We start from the raw sequence: 17,829 nt of genomic DNA, 5'->3' as shown, positions 1-17,829 counted from the left end.
ATGCCGTCAAGGACGCCTGAAACCTGGACCCACGGCGCGGTCCTGCTTGATCCAGAGCACACCCGTTTCGCCCTGTGGGCCCCTGATGCCCTTTATGTCAGTGTCGAACTCGACACTGGAGAATCCATACCGATGCTGCCCCAGGCCAACGGCTGGCACATGATCCAGGCCCGTTGCCCCGCCGGCACTCGCTACCGCTACAACATCGATGGTGAACTGCAAGTGCCTGACCCGGCTTCCAGGTCCCAGGATGGCGATATTGACCGCCACAGCGTGGTGGTCGACCCCCACGCTTATCAATGGCGGCACACCGGTTGGCGCGGACGCCCCTGGTACGATGCCGTCATCTATGAACTACATGTCGGCGCCCTGGGCGGTTTCGAAGGTGTCGAGCAACAGCTGGCGCGCCTGGCCGGGCTTGGCGTCACGGCCATTGAATTGATGCCGCTCTCGCAGTTCCCCGGAGACCGCAACTGGGGCTACGACGGCGTGCTGCCGTACGCGCCCCAGGCTTCTTACGGTACGCCGGACCAGCTCAAGCACTTGATCGACAGCGCCCATGGCCATGGAATCGCAGTCATCCTGGACGTGGTCTACAATCACTTCGGCCCCGACGGCAACTACCTGCACCGCTACGCCAAGGGCTTCTTTCGCGAAGACAAGCACACGCCATGGGGCGCGGCGATTGATTTCCGGCGCCGCGAGGTCCGTGACTTCTTCATCGACAACGCGCTGATGTGGCTGTCGGAGTACCGTTTCGACGGCCTGCGCCTGGACGCGGTTCACGCCATCGAAGACCCCGACTTCCTTCAGGAACTGGCCGCCAGGGTGCGTCAGCAGGTGGACCCGACACGGTATGTCTGGCTGACCGTCGAGAACGAACACAACCAGGCCAGCCTTCTGGAACAAGGCTACGACGCCCAGTGGAACGATGACGGACACAACGCGCTGCACGTGCTGCTGACGGGCGAGACCGACGCTTACTACGCCGACTATGCCGAGCAACCGACGGAAAAACTCGCCCGCTGCCTGAGCCAGGGCTTCGTGTTCCAGGGCCATACCAACCGCCATGGCGAATCCCGCGGGGAGCCCAGCGGTCACTTGCCGCCCAGCGCGTTCGTGCTGTTCCTGCAGAATCACGACCAGATCGGCAACCGCGCCCTCGGTGAACGTCTGCATCAACTGGCGCCGCCGCAAGCCCTGCAAGCCGCGACTGCCCTATTGCTTTTATCGCCGATGATTCCGCTGATGTTCATGGGCGATGAGGTCGTCGCTGAACAACCGTTCCTGTTTTTTACCAGCCACCACGGCGAACTGGCCGAGCTGGTGCGTGAAGGCCGCCGCAACGAGTTCAAGGCCTTCAGCGCCTTTGCCGATCCGCAGAAGCGTGAACGGATTCCCGATCCGAACGCGGCCAGTACGTTCGACGCTTCAAGGCCCAACCTGGAGGCGCACCAGCCGGAGCAACTGGCCAGTGAAGCTCTTTATCGCCTACTGCTGAAAATCCGTCGGGAGGAAATCGTTCCGCGCCTGCCCGCCGCCCATGCCTTGGGCGCCGACGTATTGGGTCACGGCGCCGTCAGCGCACGCTGGCAAATGGGCGATGGCAGCGTGTTGCGCATCGACCTGAACCTCAGCGACAAGCCTGTCAACCACAGCGCCCCGCAAGATGCACAGATTCTTTTCGAACATCCACCGCAGGCCATGGGTCTGTTGCAACAGGGGGTACTCACGCCCTACAGCGCGCTGGTCAGTCTGACGCAAGCGGCAACCTTGCCCACCCTTACTGGAGAGCGCCTATGAGTGATGCGCAACTGGAAATCCTCGCTGGCCGGGCAGGCCTGGCGGTGGACTGGATCGACGCCAACGGCCGGGCCCAGAAAGTATCGCCGGCGGTCCTGCGTTCGGTCCTCACCGGCCTGGGCCATCCCGCCGGTAGCGCGCAGGAAATCGACGCCAGCCTGTTGCAATTGCAAGAGGACCAACAGAACCACCGCCTGCCACCGCTGATTACGGCGGACGTGGGCGTCAATGTCGACCTGAGCCGTTATTTCGAGCCCGGCACGCCTTGCGAAATCCAACTCGAGGACGGCGCGACGATGAGCTCAAAGCTCGATGCCGACGCCGCTCTCCCCGGGATCGTCCCGGTGGGGTATCAGCACGTGAGCATCCAGGGCCAACATTTCACCCTGGCGGTGGCGCCGGCCCGTTGCTACAGCGTGGCCGATGCCGTGGATGATCCAACGCCTCGGGCCTGGGGTTTGAGCGCACAGCTTTATTCGCTACGACGCCCGGGTGATGGCGGCTTCGGCGACACCCAGGCCCTCGAAGAGCTGGCGCGGGTCGCGGGCGAACGCGGCGCCGATGCCCTGGCTATCAGCCCGATGCATGCGATGTTCAGCAGCGATACCGGCCGCTACAGCCCTTACTCGCCTTCCAGCCGGTTGTTTCTCAACAGCCTGTATGCCGCGCCGGGCACCATCCTGGGCGAGCGTGCGCTGCGCACGGCGATCGACGCCAGCGGCCTGACCAACCAATTGCGCAGCCTTGAAGAGCAGCCGCTTATCGACTGGCCGGTTGCTGCCCAAGCCAAGCAACGGGTGCTTCGCGCCCTGTATGACGGCTTCAGCCAGGGCGAGCACCCTTTGCACGAAGACTTCAGCAGCTTCCGCCATAGCAGTGGAGAAGCCTTGGAGAATCACTGCCGCTTCGAAGCCCTCCAGGCCGAACGCGCGGCTCGCGGCGAAAGCCTCGACTGGCGCCAGTGGCCCGAAGAATGGCGGGACCCGCGCAGCCCGGCAATCGCCCGTTTCGCCGAAGAAAACGCTGACGAAATCGGCTTCTACGCTTTTTGCCAATGGTTGATCGCCCGCTGCCTGGAGCGTGCCCAGAGCGCCGCCAAATCCAGCGGCATGAGCATCGGCCTGATCGCCGACCTCGCGGTGGGTGCCGACGGCGCCGGCAGCCAGGCCTGGAGCCGGCAGGACGAATTGCTCGCGTCCCTTACGGTGGGCGCGCCCCCCGACATCCTCAATCGCTCGGGCCAGGGTTGGGGCATCTCCGCGTTCTCCCCCGAGGGCCTGGTTCGCAATGGTTTTCGCGCCTTCATCGAGATGCTGCGGGCCAATTTCGCCCACGCGGGAGGCTTGCGCATCGACCATATCATGGGATTGCAACGGCTATGGGTGATCCCCAACGATGCCCCGCCCACCGACGGTGCCTATCTCTACTACCCCATCGACGACCTGTTGCGACTATTGGCCCTGGAGTCCCATCGTCACCAGGCCATCGTCCTGGGCGAGGACCTGGGTACGGTGCCCGACGGCCTGCGTGAAAAACTGGCGGCGCGCTCGATCCTCGGCATGCGCGTGTTGTTGTTCGAACAGGACAACACGCACTTCAAGCCCATTCTCGATTGGCCCGACGACGCCCTGGCGACCACCAGCACCCATGACCTGCCCACTCTCAACGGCTGGTGGCACGGCCACGACATCGACTGGAATGCCCGGCTGGAGCTGATCGATTCCCACACCGAAATGGATTGGCGCAAACATCGCCAGCGTGAACGCAAAGGGTTGCGCAACGCGCTGAACCAGGACCCGCAGAACTTCCGCGAGGAACACCGCGAAACCGACCAGGTGCTGGACGCCAGCGTGCGCTTTCTCGGGCATACCCGAGCGCCGTTGGTACTGCTGCCGTTGGAAGATGCCCTGGGCATCGACGAGCAGGCCAACCTCCCCGGCACCACCGACACCCACCCTAACTGGCGGCGGCGCCTGGCTCTGGAGAGCGGAGCGCTGCTGGACGACCCGGACGCCGCACGGCGTCTGGAAATACTCGCCTGCGCGAGGCTTCAGGCGAACGAGCGTGACCGATGAACGATAAAATGACTCCATCCCTGCGGGCCACCTTACGCCTGCAATTTCACAAGGGCTTCACCCTCGACGACGCCATACCGCAAGTGCCTTACTTCGCGTCGCTGGGTATAAGCCATATCTATGCCTCACCGCTGCTCAAGGCGCGGGCCGGATCCATGCATGGCTACGATGTGGTCGACCCGACCCAGGTCAACCCCGAGCTGGGGGGTGAAGCCGCGCTCAAGCGCCTGGTCGCCACCCTGCGCGAACATCGGATGGGGCTGATCCTCGACATCGTGTCCAACCACATGGCCGTCGGCGGCAATGACAATCCGTGGTGGCTGGACCTGCTGGAATGGGGACGGCTGAGCCCCTATGGCGAATTTTTCGACATCCAATGGCATTCCCCCGACCCGTTGATGGAAGGCCAACTGCTCCTGCCCTTCCTGGGCAGCGACTACGGCGTGGCCCTGCAAGAAGGCACGCTGAAACTGCGCTTTGATGCCACGCAGGGCAGCTTTTATGTCGAGCATTATGAGCATCGCTTCCCTGTCTGCCCCATGCAGTACGGTGAGTTGCTAAAGCCTTCGGACGACCTGGCAGCCGAGCAGATCGAGTCGCTCAAGGGCCTGGCCGAGCGCTTTACCACGCTGAACTACCAGACCGATGCCCACTCCCTCGCCCGTCCCTTGCAACAGGAACTGCGAGACCTGGCAGCGGAGCCCGCGATACTCGACGCCATCGAGGTCACCCTGCGCGGCTACGACTCCACGCAGCCGGAAGGTTTCGAACGCCTGCATCGGCTGCTGGAACGTCAGAGCTACCGTCTCGCCAGTTGGCGTACGGCGGCGGACGATATCAATTGGCGGCGTTTTTTCGATGTCAATGAACTGGGCGGCCTACGGGTCGAGCGGCCGGCGGTATTCGAAGCGACCCATGCGAAAATCTTCGAGCTGATTGCCGAAGGATTGGTGGACGGGCTGCGGATCGATCACATTGACGGCCTGGCCGATCCTCGGGGCTACTGCCGCAAGCTGCGCCGGCGCGTCGACTCGCTGTCCCCGTCACGGCATCTGCCGATTTTCGTGGAGAAAATCCTTGGCGATGGCGAAACCCTGCGCCGGGATTGGAACGTCGACGGCAGCACTGGTTACGAATTCATGAACCAGATTTCGTTGCTGCAACACAACCCGGCCGGCGCCGAACCCCTCGCTGAATTCTGGAGCCGCCACAGTGAACGGCCAGCGCATTTTATCGAAGAGGCGCGCCTGGCCCGCCAGCAGATTCTCAATGGATCCCTGGCCGGGGACTTCGAAAGCGTGGCCCAAGCCCTGTTGCAGGTGGCGCGGGATGACGTGATGACCCGCGACCTGACCCTGGGTGCCATTCGACGGGCATTGCAGGAACTGATCGTGCATTTCCCGGTGTACCGCACCTATATCACCCCGCTGGGTCGCTCCGCCGAAGATGAGGTGTTTTTCCAGAAGGCCCTGGAAGGCGCCCGGCAAACCCTCAGCGAAGCCGACTGGCCGGTGCTTGACTGCCTGGCCGACTGGCTCGGTGGCATGCCTTGGCGCGGGCGACCTCGGGGCAGCGAGCGCAAACGGCTGCGCCACGCTTGCGTGCGCTTCCAGCAACTGACTTCGCCGGCCGCCGCCAAGGCTGTCGAAGACACTGCGCTGTATCGTTCGGCGGTGCTGCTGTCGCGCAATGACGTGGGCTACAACACCGAACGGTTCAGCGCGCCGGCTCAGGAGTTCCACGGGGCCTGCTTCGAGCGGTTGGAGCATTTCCCAGACAACCTGGTGACCACCGCCACCCACGACCACAAACGCGGGGAAGACACTCGAGCACGGCTGGCGGTGATCAGCGAACGCCCGGATTGGTACACCGCGTGCGTGGAGCAATGGCGCATCCTCGCCCCGTCGCTGCACAGTGACCCGGCCGCCCCTTCGGCCGGTGACGAGTTGATTCTTTACCAGGCCCTGCTCGGAAGTTGGCCGCTGGACCTTGACTTGCAGGACCCCAAGGCCTTGGCCAGCTATGCCGAACGCTTGTGGCAATGGCAGCGCAAGGCGTTGCGCGAAGCCAAGTTGCAAAGCAGTTGGGCCGCCGTCAACGACTCTTATGAGCAGGCAACGCAGATGTTCCTGGAGCGGTTGCTGCTGTGCGATGAGGGCTTGCCTCTGCGCTGCGCCATCGCCGAAGCCGTGCAGGCCATCGCTCCAGCGGGCGCCCTCAACAGCCTGGCGCAAACCTTGCTGCGCATGACCGTCCCCGGCGTACCGGATCTGTACCAGGGCAACGAGTTCTGGGACTTCAGCCTGGTGGATCCGGACAACCGTCGCCCAGTGGATTTCGAGGCCCGCCGTGAGGCGATGCAGGCCGACAGCGCCCCCGTGGCGCTTGTGCGTGATTGGCGCGACGGGCGTGTCAAGCAGGCACTGATCGCGCGGACGCTGGCCTTGCGTTCCGAGTATCCGCAACTGTTCCGCCAGGGCAGCTACGAGCCGTTGCCGGTACAGGGTGAGCATGCCGAGCACGTATTGGCCTTCGTGCGCCAACACCAGCAGCAACGGGCGATCGTCGTGGTGCCGATTCACACGGCGCGCCTGCTGGAAAACAGTGCCCTGCCCCAGGTCGCTGCATCGGACTGGGGCGACACGCGCATCTCGTTACCGTTTGCCACCGAGGGAGCAAAACTGAGGGGACTTTTTGCAAGCGCAGCAGTCACACCCCAAAGGGAGCTGATGGTCAGCGCCGCACTGGGGGATTTCCCGGTCAATGTCTTTATTGAATCTTGAGTCAAGTCAGGAGCACTGCGATGAGTACCGACGATAAACGCATTCGTGAATTCGCCTATCAGATCTGGGAGTCGGAAGGTAAGCCTGCCGGGCAAGAAGAGCGCCATTGGGAAATGGCACGCAAGCTGGCGGAGGCCGAAGCCCTGGCGCCAAGCAAACCACCGAAAGCACCGAGCAAATCCGCGGCCAGCAAGACTGACGGCACCAAGCCGGCTGCTGCCGCCAAGGCCACCGTCGCCAAGGCCGCCGCCAAGAGCACCGCGCCCAAGGCCAAGCCCGCGACCAAGCCTTCGGCAGCTACCGCGGCAATGGTCCCGCCCGCCGACAAGGCTAGCGCTAAAAAGCCACGCGCCACGCGCAAGCCCCCGGCGGTCTGAACCCGCGGACTCATCGTTCCCAAGCCAGTGCTTCTTTCAACGAAGAGGCCTGCTTGTGGCGTGCAGACTTGTCTTCTCGCCACAAGCGCAAAGCACGCAGCCCTGCGTGCAGCGCACCACCGTATCTGTCTTTTGCAGGAGCAACTATGACCCGTCAGAAAAATACCACGCCGCCGCCCGTTATCGAGGCTTCGCGGATACGTGAAGGGCTGCCGTTTCCACTCGGCGCGACCTGGGATGGCCTGGGGGTCAATTTCGCGTTGTTCTCGGCCAACGCCACCAAGGTCGAACTGTGCATCTTCGACGACACAGGCGAGGTGGAACTCGAGCGTATCGAACTGCCGGAATACACCGATGAGATCTACCACGGCTATCTACCGGACGCACATCCGGGGCTGATCTATGGCTACCGCGTCTACGGCCCGTACGACCCCGAGAACGGCCACCGCTTCAACCCCAACAAGCTGCTCATCGACCCCTACGCCAAGCAACTGGTGGGCGAGCTGAAATGGTCGGAAGCCCTGTTCGGCTACACCATTGGCCATCCCGATGGCGATCTCAGTTTCGATGAGCGTGACAGCGCGCCATTCGTGCCCAAGTCCAAGGTCATCGACCCGGCCCATACCTGGGGCCGCGATCATCGGGTCAGCGTGCCGTGGGACAAGACCATCTTGTATGAAACCCACGTGCGCGGCATCTCCATGCGCCATCCCTCGGTGCCGGAGAACCTGCGTGGTACGTTCGCTGGCCTGATGGTCGACGATGTCCTGGAACACATTCGCAAGCTGGGCGTGTCGTCTGTGGAATTGCTGCCCATCCACGCGTTCGTCAACGACCAGCACCTGCTGCAAAAGGGCATGACCAACTACTGGGGCTACAACAGCATCGCCTTCTTTGCCCCGGATCCGCGCTACCTGGCCAGCGGCAAGATTGCCGAGTTCAAGGAAATGGTCGCACACATGCACGAGGCCAATCTGGAGGTCATCCTCGATGTGGTCTACAACCACACCGCCGAGGGCAATGAACAGGGCCCGACGTTGTCCATGCGAGGCATCGACAACGCGTCGTACTACCGGCTGATGCCCGACGACAAGCGCTACTACATCAACGATTCGGGCACCGGCAATACACTGGACCTGAGTCATCCCTGCGTGCTGCAAATGGTCACCGACTCGTTGCGCTACTGGGCCACGGAAATGCACGTGGACGGCTTCCGCTTCGACCTGGCGACCATTCTGGGCCGGTATCACGACGGCTTCGACGAACGCCACAGTTTCCTCGTCGCCTGTCGCCAGGACCCGGTGCTGCGCCAGGTAAAAATGATCGCCGAGCCCTGGGACTGCGGCCCCGGCGGCTATCAGGTCGGACGCTTCCCGCCAGGTTGGGTCGAATGGAATGACAAATTCCGCGACACCGTGCGCGCCTTCTGGAAAGGCGACGACGGCCAACTGGCCGACTTCGCCAGCCGCATGACCGCCTCGGGCGAGATGTTCAACCAGCGTGGCCGACGGCCATACGCCTCGGTCAACTTCGTCACGGCCCACGACGGCTTCACGTTGCACGACCTGGTCTCCTACAACGACAAGCACAACGAAGCCAACGACGAGAACAACCAGGACGGCAGCAACAACAACCTGTCCTGGAACCATGGCGTCGAAGGCCCGACGGATGATCCCGAGATCAATGAGCTGCGTCATCGGCAGATGCGCAACTTCTTCGCCACCCTGCTCCTGGCCCAAGGCACACCAATGATTGTCGCTGGCGACGAGTTCGCCCGAACCCAGCACGGCAACAACAATGCCTACTGCCAGGACAGCGAAATCGGCTGGGTCAACTGGGACCTGAGCGCTGATGGCCAGGCGTTGCTGAAGTTCGTCAAGCGCTTGATCAAACTGCGCATGTCCTACCCGATCCTGCGACGCGGTCGATTCCTGGTCGGCAATTACAACGAGGACATCGGCGTAAAGGATGTGACCTGGCTGGCCCCCGACGCAAGCGAGATGACCGTCGAACAATGGCAGGATGGCCAAGGCCGTTGCCTCGGCATGTTGATGGACGGCCGCGCACAGGAGACCGGCATCCGCCGCAAGGGCGGCGACGCGACATTGTTGCTGGTGGTCAACGCGCACCACGACATCGTCAACTTCCGCCTGCCAGAGGTGCCCGAAGGGAGTTTCTGGACCTGCATGGTGGACACCAACCAACCCGCGGTGCGTGGCCAGGAGCGTTTCGATTTCGATTTCGAATATTCCGTGACCGGGCGCTCACTGCTGCTGTTCGAGCTTCAACGCGAAGAAGAGGAATAAGGGACCTTCCCCGAGTCGGCTGGCGCAAGGACGCGCCCTGCTGCACGCGCAACACAGTTCGAACAAAAAAAACCGGTTCAGATACACATTCTGACGCGACGAATCCGCTGGCATGGTCAATACTTCGCCTGCGGTCGATTCCAGGACTCGGAACATCGCGAATCACAGTCATCGCTCCCAAGGGGCGACATTGGGCGGCTGGCCCGATGCGTGACTGAACGATTGGACACGACAAGGACGTATCTCATGAAACCTGCCTCTCGGTTGCAAGGCCGGCATCACCCGCAAATCTGGAACAGCGCGCCGCAACTGGCCGATATTCCGATCATCAGCACCCAGACACTCATACCCGCGGGCGCCCGCGCGGTCATCCTTGCCCCGCACCCTGGCGACGAAGTCGGCGCCTGCGGTGGGTTGCTCCAGTTGTTGAGCAACCTGGGCCAACCGATGTTGCTGATATCGGTCACCGACGGCAGCCTGAGCCATCCGGGCTCGCCACTGTGGTCCGATGAGCGGCTGCGCACGTTTCGCCCGCATCCCCAGGAGAGCGTGGACGCCCTGCATCGCCTGGGCGTGCCTTCCAATGGCCTGCAGTGGGTCCGCGGAGGGTTCCCGGAAAAGGGCCTCGCCGAACATGAAGCCCAACTGACCGCGTTCATCGGCCATTACCTCAAACCTGGCGACGTGGTGTTCAGCACTTGGCGCCTGGACGGCGACAGCGACCACGACACGGTCGGCCGCGCTGGAGCCTTGGCCGCTGAAACCGTCGGAGCGGTGTTCAATGAACTGCCCGTATGGGCCTGGCACTGGCCGGTTCGTGAGCAGAACAGGATCCCCTGGCATCGGGCGCGCAAATTACGGCTGGACGTGTGGACCACCGCCCGCAAGCGTCACGCCATGCACGCCTATGCCAGCCAGCTCGGCAGCGAGCCCACCAACGGCATCGCACCGCTGGTGCCGAGGATCATTCTCGATCGCATGGGCATGCCGTACGAAATTGTATTTATCTGACCCCCAGCCCTGTGGGAGCTAGCTTGCTCGCGATAGCGGCCCAGCCAATATTTCGTCAAGCTGACCTACTGCTATCGCGAGCAGGCTCGCCCCCACATTTTTCGCCTTGGAGTTTTGTCCGGCAAGAATTCCGGAACTGCCGCAGTCGCCATGAGTCGCATGAACAGAGACGTCTGACTCAGGAGTGAACGTGACTCGCGATCCCCACTGGCGGGTCGAAGAATCAGTGCCGCTGGACGCACCCGCGGCGATTCATCGACTGCGTGTTCTCACGGTGAATACCCATAAAGGCTTTACAGCCCTCAATCGTCGTTTCATTTTGCCGGAGCTGCGCGAAGCGGTGCGCGCCACAGGTGCCGACCTGGTTTTCCTCCAGGAGGTACTTGGCGAACATGATCGACATGCCCTGCGCTACGACAACTGGCCCCAGACCTCGCAATATGAATTTCTCGCCGACAGCATGTGGAGCGACTTCGCCTACGGCCGGAACGCGGTGTACCCCGACGGACATCACGGCAACGCGCTGCTTTCCAAATACCCGATCCGCCAGTTCCGCAACCTCGACGTGTCAATCACCGGTCCCGAACGGCGCGGGTTGCTGCATTGTGTGCTGGACGTGCCGGGCCATGCCGAAGTCCACGGGATCTGCGTGCATCTGAGCCTGCTGGAAAGCCATCGCCAATTGCAGCTCAAGCTGCTCTGCAAATTGCTTGACTCTCTTCCCGAGGACGCTCCGGTGATCATCGCCGGGGATTTCAACGATTGGCAATTGCGCGGCAACACCACGCTTGCCCGTCGCCAGTACCTGCACGAGGCCTTTGAACACCATCACGGGCGCCCTGCCCGGACCTACCCCGCCCGCTTCCCCCTGCTACGCCTGGACCGCATTTACCTGCGCAACGCCACCAGCCACGCCCCGCAGATCCTCGGCAACAAGCCCTGGACGCACTTGAGCGATCACCTGCCGTTGGCGGTGGAAGTGCATCTGTAGCCCCTGATCCGGGTAAACCGACCTGTAAGATCTGACAGTAGCGACGCCTTTGATTCGTTGCTAGCGTGCCTTTCCATACAGCGAGCGTTGCCGGGTCCTGTGTGCCATCTGTCGTGCAACCCATGCTGAAACAGGCATGCCATGGATGCCCATGCAGAGGGATAGCACATGATTCGGCGCGATCGGCATCTCAATCGTCTGTTCAACGCCTTATGGGTAGCGGCTCCGTTCCTGCTTCCTGCCTCATCAGCGATGGCGGCTTGCACATTGTCACCCACGGCAGGCGACGACACTTACGTGTGCGACAGTGGCACGAGTGCAACCGGGCTTACGGATCTGTCGGGCAACAACAACCTGACGGTCTCAGGCAGTGGCCTCGTTCAGGGTGACGTCGTGTTCGATGCCGGAACCGACCGCATCGAAATCAACGCCAACGGTGTCATCGATGGCGACGTCGAGCAAGGCTCGCAAGCCGACGCGTTTGAAATGAATGGCGGCCGGATTCTATCGATCTCCCAAGGCGATGGCCTCGATACGTTCCTGATGACTGGCGGCACCATCGTCGACGCGTTCGAAGATGGCGACATCGCCCAGATGACCGGCGGCACCATCGGCAGGGTCGACATGAAGCTCGATGACAACGTCTTCGACATGTCAGGTGGGGAAATCATCGGCAACCTCGTCACTGGCTTCGGCAGGGACACCATCATCCTGTCCGAAGGACGCATCGGCGGTAATGTCAGCGTCAGCGGTGGCAACGACAGCGTGACCGTCAGTGGCGGGGAAGTCGGCGGCGAGGTCCGGACCAGTGCCGGCGACGATCGATTCCAATGGAGCGGCGGCACCATCCGCTCAGCCATCCTGATGGGCGACGGCACCGACACCGCTCTGTTGCAGAACCTCACCGAGGCGGGACTCGCCCCCACGCCCAGCCTGGACGGAGGCTTGGGCCAGGACAGCCTGACCTTCGAGGGCAGCACGTCCAGTACCGGAGCCCGCTATGACAACTGGGAAACCGTCAGCCTGACTCAAGGCTCGCGCCTGGACTTGGGCGACACGCTGCTGCTGGGCGACAACGTCACCGGCACGGGTGTGTTCAACATCGACAGCAGCAGCGTATTGACCTCGACCCAAGGCGTCATCGCGCCGTTTACTTCAGGCCAGATGACCACGCTCAACAATGCCGGAGCAATTGATCTCGCCGACGGCAACACCCGCACCAACGACACCCTCACCGTGCAAGGCAATTACGCCGGCAATGGCGGCCAGCTACGCCTGCAAACGGTGCTTGGGGCCGACGATTCGCCCAGTGACAAATTGGTGGTCAACGGTGGCACCCTGACAGGCGGCACCGCCATCACCGTCACGAATCTGGGTGGAGCCGGCGGCCTGACTACCCAGGACGGCATCGAACTGGTCCAGGCCCAGAGCGGAGCCGTCAGTGATAGCAGCGCCTTTTCACTGGGGCAATCCGTCTCGGCCGGTGCATTCGACTATCGCCTGTTCAAGGGCGGCGTGGCCGGCAACGCCAACAACTGGTACCTGCGCTCCACGGTAGTGGCGGGCCCGGTCGCAGCGCCCAGCCCGACGCTGCCGCCGCTGCCGGCCGCCGTGCCGGGCGCTGCGCCGATTCCCTTGTACCGCCCCGAAGTCCCTACCTGGTCAGTACTGCCCCCAGCCGCCGCGCAATTGACACTGATGGCCCTGGGTACGTTTCACGATCGGCAAGGCGACCAGCGCCTGCTGTCGGAAACCGGCGCGTTCGGCGCGGGTTGGGGCCGGGCCTACGGCAAGGACCTCGATCAAACCTGGGCCGGCACGGTAACGCCCCGGTTCGACGGTTCCATCAAGGGTTTCCAGGTCGGCCACGACTTGTACGCCGCCCCGACGTCCGACGATCGGACCCAGCGTATCGGTTTTTTTGTCGGCCACACCGAACTGAACGGCAACGTTGACGGCTTCAACCTCGGGTTCCAAGGCCGGCGCGCTGGCAAGATCGAGCTCGATGGCGACAGCTATGGCCTTTACTGGACCCTCATCGACCGCTCGGGTGGCTACGTCGATGCGGTGGTCATGGGCACCCGCCTGAATGGCGATAACCGCTCCGAACGTGGCGTCAAAATCGACAATCGCGGGCACGCCTTGACCCTATCGGCGGAGGCCGGCTATCCGTTTGCGGTAGCTCGCGACTGGGTCTTCGAACCCCAGGCCCAGATCATCCATCAGAAGATCAGCCTGGACAGCCAGGACGATGGGATTTCAAAGGTCGAATTCGACTCCGACAGCGCCTGGACTGGCCGCCTAGGCGCCCGGCTCAAGGGCAGCTATCAAGTCAGCGGCTTGCCGGTGGAGCCCTATCTGCGAGCTAATATCTGGCACACCTTTTCCGGCACCGACACGGTGACATTCGACGACACCCAACGGATCGAGACCGAACAACGCGCCTCCACGGCGGACCTGGGCGTTGGCTTGGTCGTGAGCCTGGCGTCTAGCGTCAGCGCCTATGCCGGCGTGGACTACAGCAATAACCTGGACAGCAACCAGCAACGCGGCGTGGCGGGCAATGTGGGCGTGAGAATCAGTTGGTGAGGCGCAGACGACGATGAATTGACGCCTAAATAGGATCGTTTTTATCCGCGTTAAATCATTGGGTTAGCGCTCTCTGATTTCACTATGCCATTTGTCGGCCAATTTCTTGACGCAACCGCTTTGGTCTTCTTGAATACAACGTACTACCCCCGGAAACACAGTCAGGGGCAGGCCTCTGGAACCCCGCCATCGCGGGTCGCCAGAGGTTTGCCTCATCCATTCGGTCGCCCCTCATTCGGGGTAGGAGAGACGCCCTAAGCGAGAAATGCATGCGATTGCAAGGCAGACCCCCATGAAAACTTCCCCCCGCCCGCAGGAACTCAAAACCACCCTCTGCACCGTCTCGACCTCCCTGTTGCTGTGTTCGTCGATGCAAGTGCTGGCCGAACTGGAAGACCCTCTCACTGCCCCCTGGTACGACCGAACACCCGCCGACCACCCAACGGGCAACGACCCCGCGTCGGGCAAAAGTCCCGCGCTCTTCACGCTTCGCAACAACAATGGCCATACCCAGCGCGTCGGTTTGATCAGCGGCCAGAGCCGGATCACAGCCAATGGCAGCGCAATGCTGGTCGCGCCGGCTCTCGCCAAGCCGGGCCAGGAAACCCTGAGCCTGGAGGGGCAGAATCTTGGAGCCTACTGGAGCCTGACCGGCCCCGCGGGCTGGCACGTGGACCTGAGTGCCAGCGGGGGGCGGGTCAACGGTTTCAGCCTGAACGAACAGGGTCAACGTCAAGCCACCGAGGGCAGCGCCGTCACGCTGTCGGTCGAAGGCGGCTTCCCCATCGGCATCAGCGAAAACTGGGTGGTCGAACCCCAGGCGCAGTTGATCAACCAGCGCATCAGCCTTGATACGCCGAACGGCGAAAATGGCGACAGCAGCGAACTGAGCACTTGGAGCGGTCGCGTCGGCGCCCGGCTCAAAGGGGCCTACCAAGTCAACGGCCTGGGCGTCGAGCCGTACGTGCGCACCAACCTGTGGCACACGGTCCAGAGCGCCGACACCGTTACCCTGGACAAAGTCGACAAAATCAGCAGCAGCCGCAAATCTTCGACCGTTGAAGTCGGCCTGGGCCTGGTTGCCCGGGTCACCCCAGTGGTGAGCCTGTATGTCAGCGCCGACTACAGCAGTGACGTCGACGACAACGACCTCAACGGCGTCATCGCCAGCCTGGGCGTGCGGATGCGTTGGTAAACACCGGCTTCATGCATTCAACGCAATGGTGGCAGGGGCGTAGGCAGGACAGCCGCACGCCCTTGCCACTTCGAAATCACCTTCATTAAGGCGTATAACGCTAGAAGCGCCGCAGACTGTCAGCCCATGGCTCATTTCATTGATGGAGTAACGATATGACCACCGCCACCCTGCTCTCCCATTTATTTCCCAGCGCCGCGGATATCCCAGAGGCCTACCGTCTCGGTGATCCCGTCGAACAACGGGAATACCTGGTCGATGGCGTCTTGAGAACCTGGCAAGGACCACTGGCCACCGTGCGCAGCCCGGTTTACCTAGCCGGCCCGAACGGCGATGAACAAGTGATCCTCGGCAGTACGCCGCTGCTGGACGCCGAGACGGCGCTCACCGCGCTTGACGCCGCCGTCCGGGCCTACGATCGCGGCCAAGGCACATGGCCGACGATGCGCGTCGCCGAACGCATCCGCCATGTCGAAAGCTTCCTGGCGCGCATGCGTGAACGACGTGAAGCAGTGGTCAAGCTGCTGATGTGGGAAATCGGCAAAAACCTCAAGGACTCCCAAAAGGAATTCGACCGGACCTGCGACTATATCGTCGATACTATCAACGCCCTCAAGGAGCTGGACCGTCGTTCCAGCCGCTTCGAGCTGGAACAGGACACGCTGGGGCAGATCCGCCGCGTGCCCCTCGGCGTCGCCCTCTGCATGGGCCCGTACAACTATCCGCTGAACGAAACCTTCACCACGCTGATTCCCGCGCTGATCATGGGCAACACCGTGGTCTTCAAGCCGGCCAAGCTCGGCGTGCTGCTGATACGTCCGCTGCTGGAAGCCTTTCGCGACAGCTTTCCTGCGGGCGTCATCAATGTGATCTACGGCAGCGGCCGAGAGACCGTCAGCGCACTGATGGCCAGCGGCAAGATCGACATATTTGCCTTCATCGGCACCAACAAGGCTGCCAGCGACCTCAAGAAACTCCACCCGCGCCCGCATCGCCTGCGCGCCGCCCTGGGGCTGGATGCAAAAAACCCCGGCCTGGTGTTACGCGATGTCGACCTGGACAATGCCGTCAGCGAAGCGCTCACCGGTTCGCTTTCTTTCAATGGGCAGCGGTGCACGGCTCTGAAGATCCTGTTCGTTCATGAAGACGTCGCCCCGGCGTTCATCGAGAAATTCAATGCCAAACTCGCCGCGCTGAAACCCGGCATGCCTTGGGAAGATGGCGTGGCGCTGACGCCACTGCCCGAAGCCGGCAAGGTCGATTATTTGCACGCCCTGGTGGCCGATGCCATCGCCAAGGGTGCGGGGGTGATGAACCAGCACGGTGGCGAATCCCGGGCTTCGTTCTTCTATCCGGCGGTTCTATACCCGGTGAACACAGCGATGCGTGTGTATCACGAAGAACAGTTCGGCCCCGTCGTGCCCATCGTGCCGTACCGTGACCTGAACACCGTGGTCGATTACGTGCTCGAATCCGACTTCGGCCAGCAACTGAGTATCTTCGGCACCCACCCAGCTGAAGTCGGCAAGCTGGTGGACACCTTCGCCAACCAGGTCGGGCGCATCAACATCAACGCCCAGTGCCAGCGCGGCCCAGACACCTTCCCTTTCAACGGCCGGAAAAATTCCGCCGAAGGCACATTGTCGGTCCATGATGCGCTACGCACTTTTTCGATCCGTACGCTGGTGGCAACCAAATTCCAGGAGAGCAACAAGGCGCTTATCAGCGACATCATCCGTGAGCGGGATTCGAATTTCCTGACCACCGACTACATTTTCTGAGACCGCTCGCTGGTTACGACAGGGCCGGGCGCCGCCATTTGACGCCCCAGCCCTGTTGCATGCCGGCAGCAGCCAGCAGGATCGCCGCCACCCCCAGCCACTGAAGCGGTTCGAGGCGATGACCGAAGGCGAACCAGTCGACGAAGATCGCCGCGATCGGATAGATAAAGGACAACGCGCCGGTCACGGCTGTCGGCAACCGCTGGATCGCGCTGTATAGCAGCACGTACATGATACCGGTGTGAATCATGCCGAGGGTCAGCAGGCTGGCCCAGGCCTCGGGTTGCTGCGGCAACGTCGAGAGATTCGCCCATGGCGCCAACAGCAGTATCCCGGTGCTGACCTGGATCAGCGCGATCAAATGGGGTGGCGTGCCGCTGAGCCGCTTGATGATCAACGCCGCAATGGCGTACAGCAAAGCCGCACCCAACGCCAGGGCGATGCCCGCCAGATAGTCCTCGCCACCCTGCCCTTGTTCGCCATGGGCGCTGACGATCGCCAGCATCCCAAGGAACGAAACCGCGAGCCAGAAGAGCTTTTGCGCGGTGATCTTTTCGCCCAGGAACAACGCCGCCAGCCCGACCAGCATGAACGGTTGGACGTTGTACACCGCCGTACCGATCGCAATCGAAGCGCGGGAATAGGAAGCGAACAGCAATACCCAATTGCCCACGATTGCCACGCCGCTGAGTACCGCCAGCAGGAACGTTGTGCGCGTCAGCACATCCCGACGCAGGAAACCAAATCCCGCGCAAATCAGCAGCAGCGTGACGGCGCCAAATACGCAACGCCAGAACACCACATCCAGTACGGGCAGGCCCGCCACCAGTACAAACCAACCTATGGTTCCGGAAATCAGCATGGCGGCGGTCATTTCGAGCGAACCGCGGCGTAGGGTCTTGTCCATCTTCAGGCTCC

11 protein-coding genes are annotated in these 17,829 nt (G+C 62.4%); 10 read left to right on the top strand and 1 reads right to left on the bottom strand.

Translation table 11 applies throughout. The features are described from left to right. The 10 genes from treZ (at position 1) to J3P92_RS12015 (ending at position 16,911) form a co-directional block, all read left to right on the top strand. Positions 1 to 1,803, top strand: a complete 1,803-nt coding sequence (treZ, locus tag J3P92_RS12060; RefSeq protein WP_420766806.1) for a malto-oligosyltrehalose trehalohydrolase — start codon at positions 1 to 3, stop codon at positions 1,801 to 1,803. Continuing rightward, positions 1,800 to 3,878: a 4-alpha-glucanotransferase gene (gene malQ, locus J3P92_RS12055; protein WP_434563852.1), complete on the top strand. Its 2,079-nt coding sequence runs from the start codon at positions 1,800 to 1,802 to the stop codon at positions 3,876 to 3,878. The genes treZ and malQ overlap by 4 nt, the downstream gene beginning before the upstream one ends. Beyond that, positions 3,875 to 6,661 carry a malto-oligosyltrehalose synthase gene (locus J3P92_RS12050; RefSeq protein WP_434650908.1) on the top strand — a complete coding sequence of 929 codons (2,787 nt, stop codon included), beginning with the start codon at positions 3,875 to 3,877 and terminating at the stop codon, positions 6,659 to 6,661. Before malQ ends, J3P92_RS12050 begins: the two co-directional genes overlap by 4 nt. A 20-nt stretch (positions 6,662 to 6,681) precedes the next feature. Next, positions 6,682 to 7,038, top strand: a complete 357-nt coding sequence (locus J3P92_RS12045; protein ID WP_420766803.1) for a DUF2934 domain-containing protein — start codon at positions 6,682 to 6,684, stop codon at positions 7,036 to 7,038. Between the two features lie 146 nt (positions 7,039 to 7,184). Further along, positions 7,185 to 9,344, top strand: coding sequence for a glycogen debranching protein GlgX (gene glgX / locus J3P92_RS12040; protein WP_434650906.1), 2,160 nt, complete (start codon positions 7,185 to 7,187; stop codon positions 9,342 to 9,344). A 246-nt stretch (positions 9,345 to 9,590) separates the two neighbouring features. Next, a complete protein-coding gene (locus tag J3P92_RS12035; protein ID WP_434650904.1) occupies positions 9,591 to 10,355 on the top strand; it encodes a PIG-L deacetylase family protein in 765 nt (254 codons plus the stop codon). 190 nt (positions 10,356 to 10,545) lie between these two features. After that, positions 10,546 to 11,346 (top strand): endonuclease/exonuclease/phosphatase family protein, encoded by an 801-nt coding sequence (locus J3P92_RS12030; RefSeq protein ID WP_420766800.1) that lies wholly within the window; start codon positions 10,546 to 10,548, stop codon positions 11,344 to 11,346. Between the two features lie 168 nt (positions 11,347 to 11,514). Then, positions 11,515 to 13,935, top strand: a complete 2,421-nt coding sequence (locus tag J3P92_RS12025) for an autotransporter outer membrane beta-barrel domain-containing protein (RefSeq protein WP_434650901.1) — start codon at positions 11,515 to 11,517, stop codon at positions 13,933 to 13,935. A 292-nt stretch (positions 13,936 to 14,227) separates the two neighbouring features. Then, complete coding sequence (locus tag J3P92_RS12020; protein ID WP_420766798.1) at positions 14,228 to 15,130, top strand: autotransporter domain-containing protein; 903 nt, start codon at positions 14,228 to 14,230, stop codon at positions 15,128 to 15,130. 155 nt (positions 15,131 to 15,285) lie between these two features. Beyond that, on the top strand, positions 15,286 to 16,911 hold the full coding sequence (locus tag J3P92_RS12015) for an NADP-dependent glyceraldehyde-3-phosphate dehydrogenase (protein ID WP_420766797.1): 1,626 nt from the start codon (positions 15,286 to 15,288) through the stop codon (positions 16,909 to 16,911). 13 nt (positions 16,912 to 16,924) lie between these two features. Here the strand turns inward: J3P92_RS12015 and J3P92_RS12010 are convergent, their stop codons facing one another. After that, on the bottom strand, positions 16,925 to 17,818 hold the full coding sequence (locus tag J3P92_RS12010) for a DMT family transporter (RefSeq protein ID WP_420766796.1): 894 nt from the start codon (positions 17,816 to 17,818) through the stop codon (positions 16,925 to 16,927). Positions 17,819 to 17,829 lie beyond the last annotated feature (11 nt).

Source organism: Pseudomonas sp. D3-27, from assembly GCF_051132165.1.
GTDB lineage: Bacteria > Pseudomonadota > Gammaproteobacteria > Pseudomonadales > Pseudomonadaceae > Aquipseudomonas.
Note: the sequence above shows the minus strand (reverse complement) of the source record. Positions and strands in the feature narration are given on the sequence as shown.

Bases quoted from the DNA above. Each gene is read 5' to 3' on its own strand.
- J3P92_RS12025 (WP_434650901.1), top strand. From the start codon at position 11,515: ATGATTCGGCGCGATCGGCATCTCAATCGTCTGTTCAACGCCTTATGG.
- treZ (WP_420766806.1), top strand. From the start codon at position 1: ATGCCGTCAAGGACGCCTGAAACCTGGACCCACGGCGCGGTCCTGCTT.
- J3P92_RS12015 (WP_420766797.1), top strand. From the start codon at position 15,286: ATGACCACCGCCACCCTGCTCTCCCATTTATTTCCCAGCGCCGCGGAT.
- J3P92_RS12010 (WP_420766796.1), bottom strand. From the start codon at position 17,818: ATGGACAAGACCCTACGCCGCGGTTCGCTCGAAATGACCGCCGCCATG.
- J3P92_RS12050 (WP_434650908.1), top strand. From the start codon at position 3,875: ATGAACGATAAAATGACTCCATCCCTGCGGGCCACCTTACGCCTGCAA.
- J3P92_RS12045 (WP_420766803.1), top strand. From the start codon at position 6,682: ATGAGTACCGACGATAAACGCATTCGTGAATTCGCCTATCAGATCTGG.
- J3P92_RS12020 (WP_420766798.1), top strand. From the start codon at position 14,228: ATGAAAACTTCCCCCCGCCCGCAGGAACTCAAAACCACCCTCTGCACC.
- J3P92_RS12035 (WP_434650904.1), top strand. From the start codon at position 9,591: ATGAAACCTGCCTCTCGGTTGCAAGGCCGGCATCACCCGCAAATCTGG.
- malQ (WP_434563852.1), top strand. From the start codon at position 1,800: ATGAGTGATGCGCAACTGGAAATCCTCGCTGGCCGGGCAGGCCTGGCG.
- glgX (WP_434650906.1), top strand. From the start codon at position 7,185: ATGACCCGTCAGAAAAATACCACGCCGCCGCCCGTTATCGAGGCTTCG.